This window comes from Pseudoalteromonas prydzensis (assembly GCF_011050055.1).
Classification (GTDB): domain Bacteria; phylum Pseudomonadota; class Gammaproteobacteria; order Enterobacterales; family Alteromonadaceae; genus Pseudoalteromonas; species Pseudoalteromonas prydzensis_A.
Genome location: NZ_DRGM01000015.1, coordinates 1 through 16,571 on the forward strand (window position 1 = coordinate 1; position 16,571 = coordinate 16,571).

General features: G+C 41.8%; 17 protein-coding genes. 8 read left to right on the forward strand and 9 right to left on the reverse strand.

From position 1 onward, the window contains the following. The coding region (gene typA / locus ENH88_RS01145; protein WP_304178584.1) for a translational GTPase TypA at nucleotides 1-1,735 on the forward strand (1,735 nt) is incomplete at its 5' end. A gap of 511 nt (nucleotides 1,736-2,246) precedes the next feature. On the opposite strand, the gene ENH88_RS01150 is transcribed toward typA, so the two are convergent. Continuing rightward, the gene (locus ENH88_RS01150; RefSeq protein ID WP_304178585.1) at nucleotides 2,247-3,020 is read right to left on the reverse strand and encodes a CBM9 family sugar-binding protein; all 774 of its coding nucleotides are present in this window, start codon (nucleotides 3,018-3,020) and stop codon (nucleotides 2,247-2,249) included. Between the two features lie 195 nt (nucleotides 3,021-3,215). Here ENH88_RS01150 and ENH88_RS01155 point away from each other — a divergent pair, with 195 nt between their 5' ends. Continuing rightward, nucleotides 3,216-3,491: a hypothetical protein gene (locus ENH88_RS01155; protein WP_304178587.1), complete on the forward strand. Its 276-nt coding sequence runs from the start codon at nucleotides 3,216-3,218 to the stop codon at nucleotides 3,489-3,491. On the opposite strand, the gene ENH88_RS01160 is transcribed toward ENH88_RS01155, so the two are convergent. Both ENH88_RS01160 and ENH88_RS01165 read right to left on the reverse strand, forming a co-directional pair. Then, complete coding sequence (locus tag ENH88_RS01160) at nucleotides 3,486-4,577, reverse strand: MBL fold metallo-hydrolase (protein ID WP_304178589.1); 1,092 nt, start codon at nucleotides 4,575-4,577, stop codon at nucleotides 3,486-3,488. The genes ENH88_RS01155 and ENH88_RS01160 overlap by 6 nt on opposite strands. Before the next feature lie 212 nt (nucleotides 4,578-4,789). Next, nucleotides 4,790-5,446, reverse strand: coding sequence for a DUF2959 domain-containing protein (locus ENH88_RS01165; protein ID WP_304178591.1), 657 nt, complete (start codon nucleotides 5,444-5,446; stop codon nucleotides 4,790-4,792). A gap of 88 nt (nucleotides 5,447-5,534) precedes the next feature. Between ENH88_RS01165 and ENH88_RS01170 the strand changes: the two genes are divergently transcribed. From ENH88_RS01170 to dtd, 3 genes are read left to right on the forward strand one after another with little or no spacing between them, the layout of a single operon-like run. Further along, on the forward strand, nucleotides 5,535-6,431 hold the full coding sequence (locus ENH88_RS01170) for a virulence factor BrkB family protein (protein WP_064667782.1): 897 nt from the start codon (nucleotides 5,535-5,537) through the stop codon (nucleotides 6,429-6,431). A 32-nt stretch (nucleotides 6,432-6,463) separates the two neighbouring features. After that, on the forward strand, nucleotides 6,464-7,417 hold the full coding sequence (gene pip / locus ENH88_RS01175; protein WP_304178595.1) for a prolyl aminopeptidase: 954 nt from the start codon (nucleotides 6,464-6,466) through the stop codon (nucleotides 7,415-7,417). Further along, nucleotides 7,405-7,842, forward strand: coding sequence for a D-aminoacyl-tRNA deacylase (gene dtd, locus ENH88_RS01180; protein ID WP_064667784.1), 438 nt, complete (start codon nucleotides 7,405-7,407; stop codon nucleotides 7,840-7,842). The genes pip and dtd overlap by 13 nt, the downstream gene beginning before the upstream one ends. A 4-nt stretch (nucleotides 7,843-7,846) precedes the next feature. On the opposite strand, the gene ENH88_RS01185 is transcribed toward dtd, so the two are convergent. Continuing rightward, on the reverse strand, nucleotides 7,847-8,536 hold the full coding sequence (locus tag ENH88_RS01185; protein ID WP_304178600.1) for a spermidine synthase: 690 nt from the start codon (nucleotides 8,534-8,536) through the stop codon (nucleotides 7,847-7,849). 221 nt (nucleotides 8,537-8,757) lie between these two features. Here ENH88_RS01185 and ENH88_RS01190 point away from each other — a divergent pair, with 221 nt between their 5' ends. Then, nucleotides 8,758-9,651 (forward strand): bifunctional GNAT family N-acetyltransferase/hotdog fold thioesterase, encoded by an 894-nt coding sequence (locus ENH88_RS01190; RefSeq protein ID WP_304178602.1) that lies wholly within the window; start codon nucleotides 8,758-8,760, stop codon nucleotides 9,649-9,651. A gap of 53 nt (nucleotides 9,652-9,704) precedes the next feature. On the opposite strand, the gene ENH88_RS01195 is transcribed toward ENH88_RS01190, so the two are convergent. Next, nucleotides 9,705-10,745 carry a phospholipase A gene (locus tag ENH88_RS01195; protein ID WP_304178603.1) on the reverse strand — a complete coding sequence of 347 codons (1,041 nt, stop codon included), beginning with the start codon at nucleotides 10,743-10,745 and terminating at the stop codon, nucleotides 9,705-9,707. 601 nt (nucleotides 10,746-11,346) lie between these two features. On the opposite strand from ENH88_RS01195, the gene ENH88_RS01200 reads away from it, so the two are divergent. Both ENH88_RS01200 and ENH88_RS01205 read left to right on the forward strand, forming a co-directional pair. Further along, complete coding sequence (locus ENH88_RS01200; protein ID WP_304178605.1) at nucleotides 11,347-12,177, forward strand: hypothetical protein; 831 nt, start codon at nucleotides 11,347-11,349, stop codon at nucleotides 12,175-12,177. A 14-nt stretch (nucleotides 12,178-12,191) separates the two neighbouring features. Then, nucleotides 12,192-12,413 carry a hypothetical protein gene (locus ENH88_RS01205; protein WP_304178606.1) on the forward strand — a complete coding sequence of 74 codons (222 nt, stop codon included), beginning with the start codon at nucleotides 12,192-12,194 and terminating at the stop codon, nucleotides 12,411-12,413. A 105-nt stretch (nucleotides 12,414-12,518) separates the two neighbouring features. Here ENH88_RS01205 and ENH88_RS01210 read toward each other — a convergent pair whose 3' ends face one another. Genes ENH88_RS01210 through dapA form a run of 4 tightly spaced genes read right to left on the reverse strand, consistent with a single transcriptional unit; the run spans nucleotide 12,519 to nucleotide 16,491 of the window. Continuing rightward, entirely contained in the window at nucleotides 12,519-13,640 is a 1,122-nt protein-coding gene (locus ENH88_RS01210; RefSeq protein ID WP_304178607.1) for a succinylglutamate desuccinylase/aspartoacylase family protein, read from the reverse strand. 5 nt (nucleotides 13,641-13,645) lie between these two features. Continuing rightward, nucleotides 13,646-14,851 carry a PLP-dependent decarboxylase gene (locus ENH88_RS01215; protein ID WP_304178610.1) on the reverse strand — a complete coding sequence of 402 codons (1,206 nt, stop codon included), beginning with the start codon at nucleotides 14,849-14,851 and terminating at the stop codon, nucleotides 13,646-13,648. Continuing rightward, on the reverse strand, nucleotides 14,851-15,591 hold the full coding sequence (locus ENH88_RS01220) for a 2,3,4,5-tetrahydropyridine-2,6-dicarboxylate N-succinyltransferase (protein WP_192540656.1): 741 nt from the start codon (nucleotides 15,589-15,591) through the stop codon (nucleotides 14,851-14,853). Before ENH88_RS01220 ends, ENH88_RS01215 begins: the two co-directional genes overlap by 1 nt. Before the next feature lie 15 nt (nucleotides 15,592-15,606). After that, on the reverse strand, nucleotides 15,607-16,491 hold the full coding sequence (gene dapA, locus ENH88_RS01225) for a 4-hydroxy-tetrahydrodipicolinate synthase (protein WP_304178613.1): 885 nt from the start codon (nucleotides 16,489-16,491) through the stop codon (nucleotides 15,607-15,609). Nucleotides 16,492-16,571 lie beyond the last annotated feature (80 nt).

The following is a 16,571-nucleotide window of genomic DNA, read 5'->3' on the forward strand; positions in this document are numbered from 1 at the left end:
AGGTACATTAGAAACACGCGGCGGTAACGAAGAGCGCGTGATGGACTCAAACGACATTGAGAAAGAACGTGGTATTACCATTTTAGCGAAAAACACCGCTATTTCATGGAATGACTACCATATCAATATCGTAGATACCCCAGGACACGCCGACTTTGGCGGTGAAGTTGAACGCGTACTTTCGATGGCTGACTCAGTATTACTACTTGTTGATGCTCAAGAAGGTCCAATGCCACAAACGCGTTTCGTTACGCAAAAAGCATTCGCGCAAGGCCTAAAGCCAATCGTTGTTATCAATAAAATTGATAAGCCAGGTGCACGCCCTGATTGGGTTATGGATCAAATCTTTGATTTATTCGACAACCTAGGCGCAACTGACGAACAGTTAGACTTTAAAGTGATCTATGCATCAGCAATCAACGGCTGGGCAACATTAGATTTAGACGAGCCATCAGACAACATGGAACCTATGTTCAAGATGATCGTTGACGAAGTATCACCACCGGATGCAGATCCTGAAGGTGACTTCCAAATGCAGATTTCGCAACTTGATTACAACTCGTATGTTGGTGTGATCGGTGTTGGTCGTATCAAGCGTGGTTCTGTAGCACCTAACCAACAAGTTACTATCATCAGTGCTGATGGCACTAAACGTAACGGTAAAATCGGTTCTGTACAAAGCTACTTAGGTCTTGAGCGTATCGAAACTGAACGTGGTTATGCTGGTAACATCGTAACGGTAACCGGTATCGGCGAACTTAAGATTTCAGACACTGTTTGTTGTCCTACTAATGTTGAAGCATTACCACCACTAAGTGTTGATGAGCCAACAGTAACCATGACGTTCTCTGTTAATAACTCTCCTTTTTGTGGTAAAGAAGGTAAGTTTGTAACATCACGTAATATTCGTGAACGTTTAGACAAAGAATTAGTACACAACGTAGCACTTCGTGTTGAAGACACTGCAAACCCAGATAGCTTCCGTGTTTCTGGCCGTGGTGAATTACACTTAGGTATCTTAATCGAGAACATGCGTCGTGAAGGTTACGAGCTAGCGGTTTCTCGTCCTGAGGTAATCTTACGTACTGTTGATGGCGTGCTTGAAGAACCGTATGAAACGGTAACGATTGACTGTCAAGAAGAGCACCAAGGTTCGATCATGGAGCAAATCGGTCTTCGTAAAGGTGAGCTTACTGATATGGCACCAGATGGTAAAGGTCGTATGCGTATGGACTTTATGATCCCAAGCCGTGGCTTAATCGGTTTCCAAACTGATTTTATGACGCTTACATCAGGTTCTGGCCTTATGTACCATACTTTCGATCACTACGGTCCGCACAAAGGTGGCGAGCTAGGTGTTCGTAAGAACGGCGTAATGATTGCAAACGCAACGGGTAAAGCACTTACTAACGCATTATTTAACTTACAAGAGCGCGGCCGTTTATTCATCGGTCACGGTGTTGAAGTATATGAAGGTATGGTTATCGGTATTCATAGCCGTGATAACGACCTTACAGTTAATGCGCTTAAAGGTAAGCAACTTACTAACGTTCGTGCATCTGGTACAGATGAAGCACAAACATTGACACCAGCACTTAACTATTCACTTGAGCAAGCGCTTGAGTTTATTGCTGATGATGAGCTAGTAGAAGTAACGCCATTAAACATTCGTATTCGTAAACGTCATTTAACTGAAAATGAACGTAAACGTGCGGGTCGTGCGCCTAAGTCATAATCTATTAATTTAGAACGATGATTTTAAAAGCCGCTGTATTTAAGAGATACAGCGGCTTTTTTGTGGTTATTAGTTAGCGAGTTAGCGAGAGTAAAGTTTGTGAGGGGAAGAGCTGTAAGCGGTCAGCTGTCAGATTAGAACAGTGTAGTTGGGTAGCTTGGTGTTAGTAATAGCTGTTAGGTGAAGGGCGCTAGGATCTAGGTTAGAAGCGTTCTTACCAGCGAGGCGGTGGAGACAAACAGTAAAGGTTAATTAAATCCACCAATCGTTGCTGTTGATACTATATTTATTATGAAAAGGTTCATTAGGTAAGTCGCTAGACTTTGAAAAATCTTGCCACAGAATCTATCTCTGAAATAACTTTTTTCCTCTAAAGCGCAGCGTCTCTTATCCTCTTTGTGAATAATTCACTTAAAAAATGTTTGCACAAAGAGAAGATAATGAGCAATAAATGAGGTTAGGGCAACAAAGTCATCGGGGTTTGTTGCCCTAACGCCTAGCAACCTAGTACCTATTTTATTGTAAGCGCAGTATCTCTTGAGTTCTGCGTGGATCCGTTATTTTTTGGTAACAAGGTGATTTTGCCAAATACGTTGGCGTCGATATAACCTAGGTTGCGGCTGCCATTTACTGGTTGTATTTCGTGTGAGCCCATAAAGTGTTCGCGTACTTCACTGCCGTCGTTATCGCAGTAGGCGAGCATAAAGCCGATCACTTGTTTTGCCGTTAACTTAAGCGGGGTGTTTTGCGCGCCTTCTTGGTAATCATTCGGATAAAGCTTAATCGCCACTTCCCAAGTGATGTTGTAGGGCGCGGTGCTGTTGCGTTGCCAGCGACTGATTAAGTGATCTGTGTATAAATGGGGCTTTTTATCAGGTCCAAAATCAGCCGCTTGGTTATCAAGGCCGATGTGATAGGCAAACGCAGTATGATTAAATTGATGGTTACCGCCTGAGGCATCGCTGTCGATAAACACTTCTAAGGCATCATCATCCCAGTATTTATCGGTAGGATCTGGGTGGCTATCAATCAGTACATCATCAACAATATCGGCTTGTAAGTACAGGTAGTTTTCATCCCAAAGTAACTTGTAGCGGCCTTTAAAGTCCTTATCTGAGTCAGGTAAGGTGCCATCCATAAGGTAAGGCATAGGCTGCCATGTTGCTTGGTTCCATGCACTTTCAGAGACACCATCAATGGTGATAGGTGTTGCTGTATGTGCTACGTCGATCGCCATGGCGGCGTTGCTCATTAATAGGCTTAAAGTCAGCGCGACTGTTTTCATGTCATTCTCGAATTTTTTATTTTGTTTATAGCCTAATAGTGACTGAAACAAAAATTGAAAACAACAGCGGTAATAAGTGAGGTGCTAAATAGAGACACTAACATGCCGTAAGTGCATACAGTTTTTTACATTATTTTATTTAGCTACAAGGTAAAGTTATCGTGTTGCAATAATTTATATATTAAAGGAATAATTTTGGCTAAAGTATTGTTGTTGGTTATAACAGTGTTTTTATCTGGTTGTACTTCGTCGCAAGTAATGAGTTCGGGGTGTGACTTTGTTGTTGGCAGTGCGCAAAGTCAGCAACGCCAAGTGCAGAACCACTCGCTCGATAGTTCAGATACACATCAAACAGCGAATATAATTAATGGTTTGTTTAGTATGTTACTTGGGCCAATAAATCGCTCTCTCGGTGATGATGAATGTAAGGCGGAAGAGCAATCGTATCAGTACCCAAGTGTCGCTTTATAGTGCGACACTTTCTCCTTCATTAAAAATATACAGCGGGATTTGCGAGTCCATTTCATCGTACATATGCAATAAGCGTAGTAATGGGGAGTGGCTGCTGTGATCGCCCATCTGCCAACTTGAGTTGCCATAGCCCCAAGGTATCATAACTTTGCAATTTAGCTCTTGTGCGGCTGTTAAGGCATCCTCAGGAGTAGTATGTACATAACGATACCATTTGCCATTATCTTCGCTGTAATAAGAGGCAATTGGCATTAAACAAATATCAATCTCACCGTATTTCTGTTGGATGTCTTTAAAGTGCTGTGAGTAACCGGTGTCGCCTGCAAAAAAGAGTGTTTTGCCATTTTGTTCAAGCAGCCAGCCATTCCATGAAGCTTTATCGTTATCTTCGTAAATAAAAGGGACGAGAATACGGCTGCTAAAGTGATGCGCAGGCACGGCGTGAATAGTTAAATCATCAATGTTAGTACTTGCATACCAAGCCATTTCGCTAATGTTAAAGCCACCGGTTGGAAAGTTATCTGCCATACCAAGTGGTGTTAAGTAGCGAGGTTTATTACCTATGCTTTCGATGTCTGCTTTATTGAAATGATCGTAGTGAAGGTGAGAATACATAACAGCATCTAAGTTTTTTAGTTCGCTGTCAGTGAGCCAGTCGCCAGGTTTTCGATAAAATCCTGAGGCAAGACGAAAAGCTAAATCAACAGGGGAGTCAAACTGTTCCTTTACTGGATCAAATACCACTTGTTGGCCGTTGGGGGTTTTGATCATAAAACCTGCGTGGCCAAGCCAGCGCACAGTGAAGCCAGTATTGAGTTGTGGTGTTAGCTGCTCGCCTTGATATTGGCAGTTTTCAGTCTCTGCTTCACATACTAAGCTCGCGTTTTTTGGGTAGCAATCATGCTCACAGCTAACAGGGTAAGTTTTTTCACCAGGGTAGAGGTTGTGGTAGCGGCCAGCTCGTTCACCATCTTGGTGCAGTGGCACAACTGTATTAGCGCCGGCAATTCTTTGCACGTGATTGGCAGTGCTACACGCGGCTAATAAATTTGATGCGATAATTAAACTAACGACATGTCTTTTCATTGTTGAATGTTTTTATAATTTTCATTAGGTAAAAGTGTACCAACAATAGCCGATTAAAAAACACTTAAAAAGTAACAAGATATAACAATAAAAAAGCCTGCGAAATCGCAGGCTTAATGTATTCTTTTCTCGCCAACTCGCCAACTCGCCAACTCGCCAACTCGCCAACTCGCCAACTCGCCAACTCGCCAACTCGCCAACTCGCAGCAGATTTATCCTGCTTTATTCATCTGCTCTATAAATTTATTTGAATCAGCAATCGACTGGTTCATGTCATCCATTAACACTTTTATATCGCGTTTAAGATTAGTGAACTCACCTTGAATGGCAGAAACAGCTTGCGCATTAAGGTTATGTTTTAAATACAAAACATTGTCATGCAGTGATGACAGTACCGGCTCCATCTTGCTTTCAGCATTACGCATAGAGCGTAACAGTTTATCAAAGTCACGTTTGGTTGCGGTGAGCTTTTTATTACTTTCACGTTTAAGTGAAGCGTTAGAATATTGTTCTAATTCCTCGCTCCATTCTTCAAACAATGCTTGCGCTACATCTTCAACTTTGTTGATGTTATTTGTAACGTCATTAGCAGCCGCAAGGCTAGATTCGTAGTCATCATTGAGTTGGTCATAGGCTGCTTGTACATCTCCACCATCAAAGTTAATCAATGTTGTTAAACGTTCAAGTGCAGATTGGAATTCCTCTTGAGACTCTTCTTGAGACTCTTTGGTTGCTTCGACGCGGTCCACCAAAATGTCGCGTTTATGCACCCCAACCGATTCCATGGCCGAGTAATATGCCGATTGGCAACCAGTTAAGGTGAGCGTTAAAGCGATAATTGGTGCGCCTAGCAAAGTAAATTTTTTCATTGAGATCCCTTTTTAAATCCGTTATTGCTGTAAATTATGTGGCGGATTGCTATGATAATCAAAACTATTTTAGCAGAAAGTTAAATTTATGAATGAAAAGGTCGCACATTATAAACAGCAGTTGCGGGGGCTTATACGTCAGCAGCCCACTTGGTGGATGCAGTATATTAATCGCTGTATTGATGACCAAATAACTGTAAATGCTGGTTATTTAGCCTATGTGACGCTACTTTCGTTAGTGCCTCTCATTGCTGTGGGTGTGGCTATTTTCTCGGCTTTTCCGGGCTTTGAAGACACCCGAATTGCGATTGAAAACTTTTTGTTTGCTAATTTTATTCCCACTTCATCAGATGTAATCAAAGAGCATATTACCTCTTTTGCAGGAAATGCGAATCAAATGACTGCCGTGGGTATCGGCTTTTTAGCCGCTATTGCGCTGCTGCTGATCCGAAATGTTGATGCAACTTTAAACCGTATTTGGCGAATTAAAGCTAAGCGGCCAATGATGATTTCTTTTGCCGTGTATTGGATGGTGTTGAGTTTAGGGCCATTATTATTGGGGGCGAGTATCGGGGTTACTTCGTATATTGTCTCGTTAGTTTCTTTTGCCGATCAGGGGATCCCTGGTTTTAGTGGCTTTTTGTTAAAGCTATTGCCGTATTTAATTTCCATGGCGGGCTTTATTATGCTCTATACTTTAGTGCCTAATACTCGCGTGCCTTTTCGAGCTGCAATCCCAGGGGCTTTATTTGCAGCCTTACTATTTGAGTTAACTAAAAAAGGTTTTGCACTGTATATCAGTCATTTTCCATCGTATGAAGTGATTTACGGCGCGGTGGCAACGATCCCAATTTTGTTTGTATGGGTTTATTTATCTTGGGTGGTTGTGTTGTTAGGAGCTGAATTCACTGTATGTATTAGCCCTAAAAATATCGCAGATACACCTGATGTTATCTTGGATGAAGAGGGCGATGCTACTCATTAATTAGCCGCATCGCTGATAGGAGAATCAGCATTATGCAGTTATATCCGAATATTACTCCCTACCATGACTTTCATTTAAGTGTTGGGGATGGCCATCAAATTCATGTGCAAGAATACGGTGAGCCCGAGGGCTTGCCGGTGGTGATTTGCCATGGCGGCCCTGGTGTGGGCTTGCATGCGGATAATTGCCGTTTTTTTGATCCTACCCGTTACCGTATTATTCTGTATAGCCAACGCGGCTGCGGCCAATCTACTCCCCATTTAATCGGCGCGAATACCACTACAGAGCTAGTAGCTGATCTTGATTACTTACGTACTTATTTAGGGCTAGAAAAATGGCTGCTTAGCGGTGGCTCATGGGGAGCAACCTTATGTTTACTGTATGCAATTGCACATACTCAACATGTACAAGGATTAATTTTACGGGGCACCTTTTTAGCTACTTCAGCAGATTTAGATTGGTTATATAGCAGCACTGGTGGTGCAGCACACTTTTACCCTGAGTTGTATGCGCGTTTTTCTCAAAATCTACCTGATGTGGCGAGTATTCTTGAGTTTTATCAGCAGCAATTAAATGATGATAATCAAATAAATGCCAACCACTTTGCCAAATTATGGTGCCAGTGGGAAAATGTCTTGAGTCATGGTAAACAGCAGCATCAATGGGGATTGAGTTCACCACAGTTAGGGCTCAATATGGCGCGTTTGATGGTCCATTACTTTGCTGCGCAGTGTTTTATTGCGGATAACTTTATTAGTGAAAACTATAAAAAGATTAGTAAAATTCCCACTTGGTTTATTCATGGCCGCCATGATTTAGTATGCCGATTCAATGCGGTGCAGCATTTAGCCGAGCAACTCAATGCACAGTTGCTTATATTAGATGGCGTTGGGCATGGTGTTGATAATAATGTATATTTAGCGGCAGTACGGCGCGCAGCCGATCTTATGTGTATTAAATTATCGAGGAATAAATGCAAGGACTAGTTCAGCGGGTTAAACACGCAAAAGTTACAGTAGATGGTCAAGTTATTGGGCAAATTGAGCAGGGAATACTGTTATTGCTTGGGGTTGAAAAGCTCGATGATAATAGCGCCGCTGATAAACTACTGCACAAGGTGACGAACTACCGTATTTTTAGCGATGAAAACGACAAAATGAATTTAAGTCTCAAAGATATTCAGGGGGAATTATTGGTGGTATCGCAATTTACTCTGGCGGCAGATACTAAAAAAGGCATGCGCCCGAGTTTTTCATCAGCGGCAACACCCGTTCAAGCAAATGAGCTTTATGAGTATTTTGTAAGCCAAGCTAAAGTGGCGGGGTTACGTGTTGCGACAGGACAATTTGCTGCGGATATGCAAGTAAGTTTATGTAATGATGGGCCAGTAACATTTAACTTAACCGTATAACGAATTATTTTCTGATCACCACAATATTATTGGCATAACCTGGGATTTTTTCAATGCTGGGTATTTTACCAAACGTGGTGATCAGCAAATGCTCTAGCTGCTTTAGTTGTGATTCATGCTGGGACAAAAAATTAATAAACAGGTAACCATGTTTAGCTAAAGCGCTGCGCAGTTTTTCGTAAAAGCGGTGTTTGTATAAAAATAACGGTGCATCTAATTGGCTAAATAGATCAAGAATGATCCAATCGTATTGTGGGCCATGCTCTAATACCGCTTCAGCATCAAAACAGCGCAAGTTGGATGCGTGATCCCCGCCAAAAAAACGCTTATAACAATGAATGATATTGGGGTTTTTCTCTACAGATAATAGCTGACTATCAGGGTAGGTGTGTTGTAAATAATTGCGGATAGCGCCACCACCTAAGCCCAGTTCAAGTACCGCGTTTGGTGCTGGGAGCGGCTGCCATAATTGCGCTAAATATTGTAAATGTGGAAACAGCAAATGGCTTGGGCTGCTTTTCTCGACCACTGATTGCAGGGTTTCGTTGATCAGTAGCCAGCGTAATTGTTTATGCTGGCGCACCTGAATGCAATCGGCGCCATATTTGTGCCAATAGAGTAATTGCCCGATGCGATGGCAATCTTCGATAAAACTGTGTTTTACTGCACCGTTGTCTTCAAAAAAATGTTCCATAGTTACATCAGCATAGACGAGTCAATCTAAAGCGCCAATATGTCTATCAAGTTTTACAGGTAAAGCAGATATTTTACATTGCTCACCAAAGTCGTATTCCAAGTTTTTATCAGATGGAGTATGGTAGGTCGCAATAATAAATAGCTGTATTTTGTTGATGTTATTTTTTCGCAATGATCAGCAGCGTTTTATAGTACGGTATTAGCACAACAGGAGTGATTATGTTTCAGGTGACAACACCACAAAGTAGCGAAGATTGGCAAGCTTATTATCAATTACGTTGGCAAGTGCTACGCGCGCCTTGGAATGAGCCGCGTGGCTCAGAGCAAGATGATTTAGAACAAGATGCCGAACACCGTTTTATTAAAAATAAAGAGGGAGCCGTGTTAGGTGTTGCGCGATTGCATTTTAATAATCAACAGCAAGCTCAAGTGCGCTATATGGCGGTGGCTGAGGGTAATCGTAACCAGCATATTGGTAGCCGTTTACTCCATGAACTTGAAAAAATAGCCTGGACCCAAGATGCCGATGAATTGGTGCTATTTGCTCGAGAGCGTGCTTTAGAGTTTTATAAGCGCCATGGTTATGAGCTCAAAGAAAAAGCGCATCTGGCTTATGACGATGTTCAACATTGGAAGATGGTGAAACAAAAACCGTCTGAACCAGGTTGGTTCCGTCACCCTAATTGGACTCAGGTACTGCAAAATACCTGGCGTGAATCTATTCCAATTAGTGATGCGATGGGCATTAAGGTTGAAAGCTACACCGATTGGCAATTTACCACCAGTGCAGATCTCAATGCGAACTTAAATCTACATAACACTATGTTTGCCGGTTCTATTTATAGCTTAGCGACGTTAACTGGGTGGGGTGCTACTTATTTAGCGCTTAAAGAAGCCGGCCTTGAGGGTAATATTGTGCTTGCTGATGCAAACATTAAATACCTAAAACCACTCAATAATGAACCGCGCGGTAGCGTTGATTTAAGTGGCTGTAAAGGCAAGTTGGCTGAGCTGGAAACAGATGGTAAAGCAAGCTACATGGTGCCCGTTGAAATTTACGACGGTGAGCTACTTGTAGCCGAATTTGAAGGCACATTTAAAATTATTAAGTAGCCCGAATTTAGCACTAACAACAAAAAGGCCAAGCGATTGCTTGGCCTTAATTTTTACAGTAAATCAGTTAACAATATACCGACACCAATACGTTCTATATCCGCGTTATAATCAATTAAACTTTCACCGTAACCGTTGAAGTATTGGGCGTAACCACGCACTCGCCCCCATAACGGAAATGACCAATCAAGCTGAATTGCACCACGATTGTCTGAATTTAAGTTGTTGCGGGTCATAAAACTAAACTCATGATCATTAAGTCGATATGCACCGCTAAATTCAAAGTAACCCATGTATTTGTAAATATCAGGGTTATCATCACCTCTTGGATCTAATGGTGTTTCTTTCTCGCTTTCTGAAATACGGTACCAAGGTTTAAAGCTAAACACGTAGCCATCGTTTTCCCACAGAAAGTTTGCATAAATACGGTTCCATGAGCGTGAATCTGGCTGACTATTACCGTTAGATTGATGGGAAACACCAAGCACCACAGCCATTTCGTCGCCCCATGGAACGTGCTCTTTATCTAAATAATTAACCCAAAAAATTTCTGGCTCATAGTTGGTCTCACGAAATGGTGAGGAGCTTTCTTTGTTATAAAGTTGCCAATATGACTGCAATGTAAAGGCAAAAAATATAGCTTGGTCTTCATCAGAAAAATCATCGAAAATAGGAACCTTAATTGAAAGCTGATATTTTGCTTCTACGTTATCGAGTGGTTCATCTTTTTTTTCACCGGTTACTTCGTCATATGCTTCAAACGAGCTATTGTTTGGGTGGGATACATAAGAGATAGGTAAAATATAGTTACGTTTGTGCGGCGTAATAACATTGCGATTTTTTTCACTAACCTGTTCACGGGCTTTGCGTTTATCAAGGGCGGTAATCTGTTTACTTTCATCGAGTGATGAGCATTTTTCGCGTAGTTGCGCGAGCGTCATTTCGCCAGCACCACCAATTGCTTCATTTAAAATACATTGCTTAACTAGTTCAATATCGCTGTTTTGTTCGTTAGTTTTTTCGCCTTCAGCTTGCTGTGCCGCGACACTTGCTGATAACAAGGTTGTTAGTAAGATCCCGTTGCGCCAAGTCATTATTATTCCTTTGAGAAATATGTATTTTAAAAAGTGTACAGGGTTTTATAGCTTAGTGACTGTGAACTTTTACTTAACTATTAAAGAAAGTATTTTTTATGTTACGACAGATTTGCTAATTTTGATCATCTTTATAGAGAAAAAGCGGCATTAGCCGCTTTTTCAATGCAATATCAGCACTTTATGCTCATATTACTCTCACGCAATGAGAAGGTATGGCTTTAAGTGAAAATTCATAGGCTGGATATAAGGAAAATTAAAGTTTAACCAAAACAGAGTCCACATGCAGATTGAGCAAGTTTCAAATCAATTAAAGGTTCTTACCTCAGAAAAACATCTCATTGAGCTTGCAAAAGTCTCTGAATTTCAAGTTCGACACCGTAGCTTGCTTGATCGTTTCTTTATTCAAGACTGTATTCAAAAGCTTGTCTTGTCCACTAAGCTATGAATGAAAATTAAAGCTCAAATACATTGGTAAAGAATTTGTAAGGAAGAGTTGCTATTAAGTTGTTTTTTGTTTTCATTTAAGTTACATTTCACATCTTTATAATCAAACAAAATTTAAAAAGTTTTAACAAGTGTTATAAAAGGACTTTATGTTATGAAAAATACTTATCCGACCTATTTGTCTATTTGTCTATTTGTCTATTTGTCTATTTTTAGAGTACAGGCTGCTAGCACTGATGAAAATCTAACTTGTAACTCATGTGATTATTCTTCAATGCAATCTAAAGCATTTAATAGGGTTAAAAGTCTTACAGATAATGCTAGTGTGAGCTCAGTACATAATATTAATGTTATCAGTATATCAACAGGGATTGTTAAGTCTTTTGTGGTGACTTCACAGCCGCAAATAGGCCGGTTTGGTGAATTAGAAACGTTGATATCAACACAAGCTGTAGCGCCACCAAGCTATTTAGTTGATCAAGTCTATTCTGCACAGAGGCAATTTAATGCCATGTCTGCGAGAATTACTGTACCAATCGAAAGTGGTTTTGAAAGTTCTTGGGATATTGCTCAGAATAGCAGTAATAGGTCTCGATTAGATCAGTGGTTTTTAGATAATCACCCCTTTACATATTGGTCTAGACAAATTGCATCTACTTTTGGAGGAGCTTTATTTTCTCCTTTATCAGGAACTGAGTGGGAATTTAAATTTTCAGATGGATCTACTCTAGTTATGGTAGCAGCAACAACCACTTCTTCACGTTTCGTATTTTCTTATAAAGATAATAGTGCTCAAGACAGGGATGGTAACAGGATCCCAGACGCTGGATTTTCGGTACGAGGTGAGTATACATTTAATAGTGAAAACAACTTGTCAGAATTCTTAGATAACTTAGCAAGTTATGGAATTCAAGTTACGGTATTCCGTTCTGGTAGCTCTGGAGGCAAGAAGACAGTTATTATCACGCCAATAAGTAGACATTAAAAAAGGTAATAGAGATGAATGATATTGTAGAAATGCTTAGAACAGGCGAAATACATCCAATGTATTTTGTGGCTGTTCTTACTGTCACGGTTTGTATGTTAGTAAACCTTATTATCTCGAAAGTGAAAGGTTATAAATTTTTATATGCAGTATTAGCTTCTTTGCCTCCATATTTAAATATTTGGTTAACTATAGGGTATGTATTGATGGCTATTTTCAAGAAAAAGAAGGTTTAGCAGTTTTAAGAGAAAAAGCGGCCTTAGCCGCTTTTTCAATGCAATATTAGCACTTTGGGCTTATATTGCTCTCACGCAATGAGAAGGGTTGAGCTTTACAAAAAGTTAAAGCTCAAATATGTTAGTAAAGAATTTATATAGTTCGGTGCCTTGATTTACGCTTGCTGAAGCAAAGTGCAAAATAGCGATGGCATCACAGTCAAGGCTCAGAGTTTGTAAAGGTTGCTCACTGAGGTAACGCTCCATTCGCAGCACTTTAGCAATAGGCTCGCCGGCTTTAATATGCCCGCCTAGTGGCGCTATATATTCAACCATGCCACCCATAGGTGCATAGTAAGCAAGATAATCACTTAAATTACAGCCGTAGCGCTGCATTGCTTTAGGCTGGTACGGCGCATCGACAAACACTTGCTTGTGATTTAGGTAACTCAAAATACTATTCGCGTCATTTAGGGCCGCCGTTAAATCTATTTTTTCTTGGCTGCCAAGCTCAACCGTGAACGCTTCAACTTGCACGTTAAACTCACGGCCTTGTTGAGCTAATGCCTCGGTTAGTTGCCACCAAGGGCAGAAGCTGGCTTCATCCATTGCACCATCAAAGTCATTCGGAATGAACAAAACATGGGGAATGTTGAAATAGCTGGCGCTGGCCTTGGCGTAATCTGGACAATATAAATGCTGGCTTGAAATAGGCCCGGTGTGTAAATCCAGCACGATATCAGCCTGATGCGCGAGTTTTTGTAAATTGAGTGCAATGCGCTTACCAGTAGTTAGTTGATAAGCTGGACCGTTAAGCTGTTGATCTACCTCTTCAATCAGCGCAGTTTTAAATACGCTTTTTAAGGTTTGCTCATCGGCATCACGATATTGCTCGGCAAATTGGCTCGCCAATTTACTATTGCAGTGATACATACGGTTCCAGTTAGTGCCGGTAATTGGATCAAAGCGGCCAAGGGTAAATTCTCCCGATTTTTGATTACAACCAATCGGGTTGGCATAAGGCACTAAGGTGATATCGCCTTTGAGTTCAAGATGCTTAAGTTGCTCAAGTAATTGGTAAATAACCGCATTACCTTGTACTTCAGCACCGTGCATATTGGCTTGCACATAAACATTTGGCCCAGTGCCATCGCCTTTTAAACGATAGACAGGAATGGTTAGCGGTAAGCCATTTGCGACTTCGCCAACCACGATATTTTCTTGGCTGATTGCAGTTGTCATACTCATTTCAATTACCTTAAGTAGTAGCTAGCATCTTCTGCTTGGCGAATACAGTTAAGCTCACCATTGTTCATAACGTATTCGGCGGCCAGTTCATGGCATAAAAAGTAGGGCATGCTTTCGGTAAAACCGTACGCGCCGCATTGGCTAAACACCAGCCAGTCTTGCTCGTTTAAATCGTTAGGTAATTGATGTTCACCTAAACAATCCAGTGCAGTACACAATGGTCCATATAAGCTCATTGCTTGGTTTGAGGCTGTTGAGTCACGTAATAATCGTGCAGGGAAATCTTGGCTGGTGACGGCGGGGCGTAATAAATGGTTAATACCACCGCTTAAGATTACTTGCTGCTGGCCATAGTTAAGTTTGCGCTCAACCACCGGTGTTGCGTAGTGGCCACATTCACCTACGGCATAACGGCCAAGCTCCATCCATAACTCATCAACGCCTGCAGCACGCTTAATTTTTGCAAGGGCGCTAATTAATGTATCCCAACTTAAGGTAGGTGCATCTAAAGTGTAAGGAATGCCTAAACCACCGCCTAAATCGAGCACTTTTAAACGAATACCTAAATCGCTTGCAAGTTGTTGCAGTGGTGCAACCATTTGTGACCAAAGCTCGGCAAGTTTGTCAGTACTGAGCATATTGCCCCATTGGAAAATATGCAGGCCGTCAAAACTAAGCGTTGGGTAGTCGCTAGTATTGAGCGCTTGCCATTCATCGCAACCTAAACCAAATGGAGTAAGGCTATCGCCACCGAGAGGATTTTTTTCGCCTTCAGGCCAGCGTAATTGCACACGTAGTAAAACCTGTAGCTGGCATTGCTTTGCAATCGCTTGCTCATTTAACCAGCGGACTTGATTGAGACTTTCGGCAACAAAAATACGTACGCCACGTTCAATAAAGTGTTTAATTTGGCGTGGGCTCTTTGCTGGCCCCGTGTTGAGCACGCGCTCGCTGTTAATGCCTTGTGCAAGTACTTGCTCAAGTTCACCTTTGCTTGCTACGTCAAAGTTAAAACCTGCGTTATCTAAGCTTTGAATCACTTTAGAAAGCGGATTGGCTTTTACCGCATACCACAGTTTTATCTCTGTTTGCGCTACTAAACGTGCTAAGTGTGCGTTTAGGGTATCAAGGTCGTAAACAAAAAATGGCGTATCAAGTTTAGTTGATAGCTCAGCAATGGCGTTTTTAACTGGCGTGCTCAAAAAGGTCATTAACGTAAAACCTCTTCAAGAAGTAATGACGCATCACTTTGTTCATCACGGTATTTTACGATTAGTGCGCATGACATACTTAAACCTTGTTCACGAGCCCATGCATTTGATGCTGGACGAGAACCAGGAATAACAATCGCATATTCTGGAATTGGCTCGCCTCTATCTAGTTGGCGCTCATTGACACAGTCGTAGACAGGAATGGTTGCTGATAAACGCACGCCAGGGGCAAGTACTGCACCTTTTTTAACCACTACGCCTTCAACAATTACACAGCCTGCACCGATGAATGCATCGTCTTCGACTACCACAGGACTTGCGCCAATTGGCTCAAGTACGCCGCCTAGTTGTACCGCAGCACTTAAATGCACGTTTTTACCTACTTGTGCACAAGAGCCTACCAATGCGTGGCTATCAACCATAGTGCCTTCGTCAATGTAGGCGCCAATGTTTACATAGGCTGGTGGCATGATAATCGTACCTTTAGCAACGTGAGCACCACGTCGTACACTTGAGCCACCTGGCACCATACGTACACCTGCATCAGCTGCAAAGCCTTGTGGCGCTAAGTTATGCTTATCAACAAAACCACCAGGGAATTCAGTATTAGTACCGTTTTTAAACGCTTCTAAAATACCTTGTTTAACTTCAACATTCGCATGCCATTGGCCGCTTTCGTCTTGTGTTGCTGCGCGTACTGCGCCCGATTCTAAATTATTTAATAGTTCTAACCAGCTCATTATAAAAACCTGTGTTTAATGCCAAGATAAAATGGTGTTGTTTGCGTTGTTAATACAATCTGTTTGCGTTAACTCAAGATGCGTTAAAGGCGGGCGCAAATACGGGCTATTAATACGCCCTTGTAAATGCATGAGTACTTTAACGGGGATAGGGTTTGCGACAGCAAACAAGCTTTGAATTGCTTGCGACCAGTCAGCAAATAAATTGGGGTGTTGGCCACTGAGGCTGCGTTTTACAAATTCATGGGTTTGCACAGGCCATGCATTCGCTGCGACAGATACTAAGCCTTTCGCGCCGGCTTGGGCAAAGTAAGGCATCAACGCATCATCACCACTAAAAATCGCCAGCTCTGGTGCGGCATTTCTAAAGCCTTCAAATTTCGCAATATCGCCACTGGCTTCTTTAAGCGCCCATAAGTTTTTGTGATCTTTTAAATTGCTAATTACTGCAGGTGGGATAGCAATCGCACTGCGCCCCGGTACGTTGTAAAGCATACATGGATGCTTGCTGGCATTGAGTAGACTTTCAAACCAGTGGGTTTGGCCAACTACGCCTGGTTTAGCATAGAGAGGAGAGCCCAGTAAATAACCGTGAATTGGTAATTGGTTACAGTATTCAACCCATGCAACTTGCTGTTTGAGGTTCATGCCGCCAACGGCAACCATCAAGGGCACAGTCGGTGCTAACTGGCAGACGTGCTCAACAATCGCTTGCTGCTCTTTGAGGGTAAGAGCTAAGCCTTCCCCTGTACTGCCAAGCAGTAAAATGCCATTGTTAGCTGTCTGTTGCTGCGTAACTAATTGCTCAAGCACGCTATAGTCGACTTCGCCTGCGTCAGTAAAAGGCGTGACAAGGGCTGTCCACAATGGGTAGTCGTTTAAATTGAAGTTGTTGATCATCTCTCACGAACTTATAAGTGATTCGAGGAGTTAATGAGCATTATGATAAGAGCCGCATTAACATCGTTCGAACTAATAAT

Excerpts from the sequence above, each read along its gene's own strand:
- dapA (WP_304178613.1), bottom strand. The coding sequence starts at position 16,491 with ATGATCAACAACTTCAATTTAAACGACTACCCATTGTGGACAGCCCTT.
- ENH88_RS01195 (WP_304178603.1), bottom strand. The coding sequence starts at position 10,745 with ATGACTTGGCGCAACGGGATCTTACTAACAACCTTGTTATCAGCAAGT.
- ENH88_RS01205 (WP_304178606.1), top strand. The coding sequence starts at position 12,192 with ATGAATGATATTGTAGAAATGCTTAGAACAGGCGAAATACATCCAATG.
- ENH88_RS01220 (WP_192540656.1), bottom strand. The coding sequence starts at position 15,591 with ATGAGCTGGTTAGAACTATTAAATAATTTAGAATCGGGCGCAGTACGC.
- ENH88_RS01200 (WP_304178605.1), top strand. The coding sequence starts at position 11,347 with ATGAAAAATACTTATCCGACCTATTTGTCTATTTGTCTATTTGTCTAT.
- pip (WP_304178595.1), top strand. The coding sequence starts at position 6,464 with ATGCAGTTATATCCGAATATTACTCCCTACCATGACTTTCATTTAAGT.
- ENH88_RS01150 (WP_304178585.1), bottom strand. The coding sequence starts at position 3,020 with ATGAAAACAGTCGCGCTGACTTTAAGCCTATTAATGAGCAACGCCGCC.
- ENH88_RS01190 (WP_304178602.1), top strand. The coding sequence starts at position 8,758 with ATGTTTCAGGTGACAACACCACAAAGTAGCGAAGATTGGCAAGCTTAT.
- ENH88_RS01215 (WP_304178610.1), bottom strand. The coding sequence starts at position 14,851 with ATGACCTTTTTGAGCACGCCAGTTAAAAACGCCATTGCTGAGCTATCA.
- ENH88_RS01210 (WP_304178607.1), bottom strand. The coding sequence starts at position 13,640 with ATGAGTATGACAACTGCAATCAGCCAAGAAAATATCGTGGTTGGCGAA.
- dtd (WP_064667784.1), top strand. The coding sequence starts at position 7,405 with ATGCAAGGACTAGTTCAGCGGGTTAAACACGCAAAAGTTACAGTAGAT.
- ENH88_RS01160 (WP_304178589.1), bottom strand. The coding sequence starts at position 4,577 with ATGAAAAGACATGTCGTTAGTTTAATTATCGCATCAAATTTATTAGCC.
- ENH88_RS01170 (WP_064667782.1), top strand. The coding sequence starts at position 5,535 with ATGAATGAAAAGGTCGCACATTATAAACAGCAGTTGCGGGGGCTTATA.
- ENH88_RS01165 (WP_304178591.1), bottom strand. The coding sequence starts at position 5,446 with ATGAAAAAATTTACTTTGCTAGGCGCACCAATTATCGCTTTAACGCTC.
- ENH88_RS01185 (WP_304178600.1), bottom strand. The coding sequence starts at position 8,536 with ATGGAACATTTTTTTGAAGACAACGGTGCAGTAAAACACAGTTTTATC.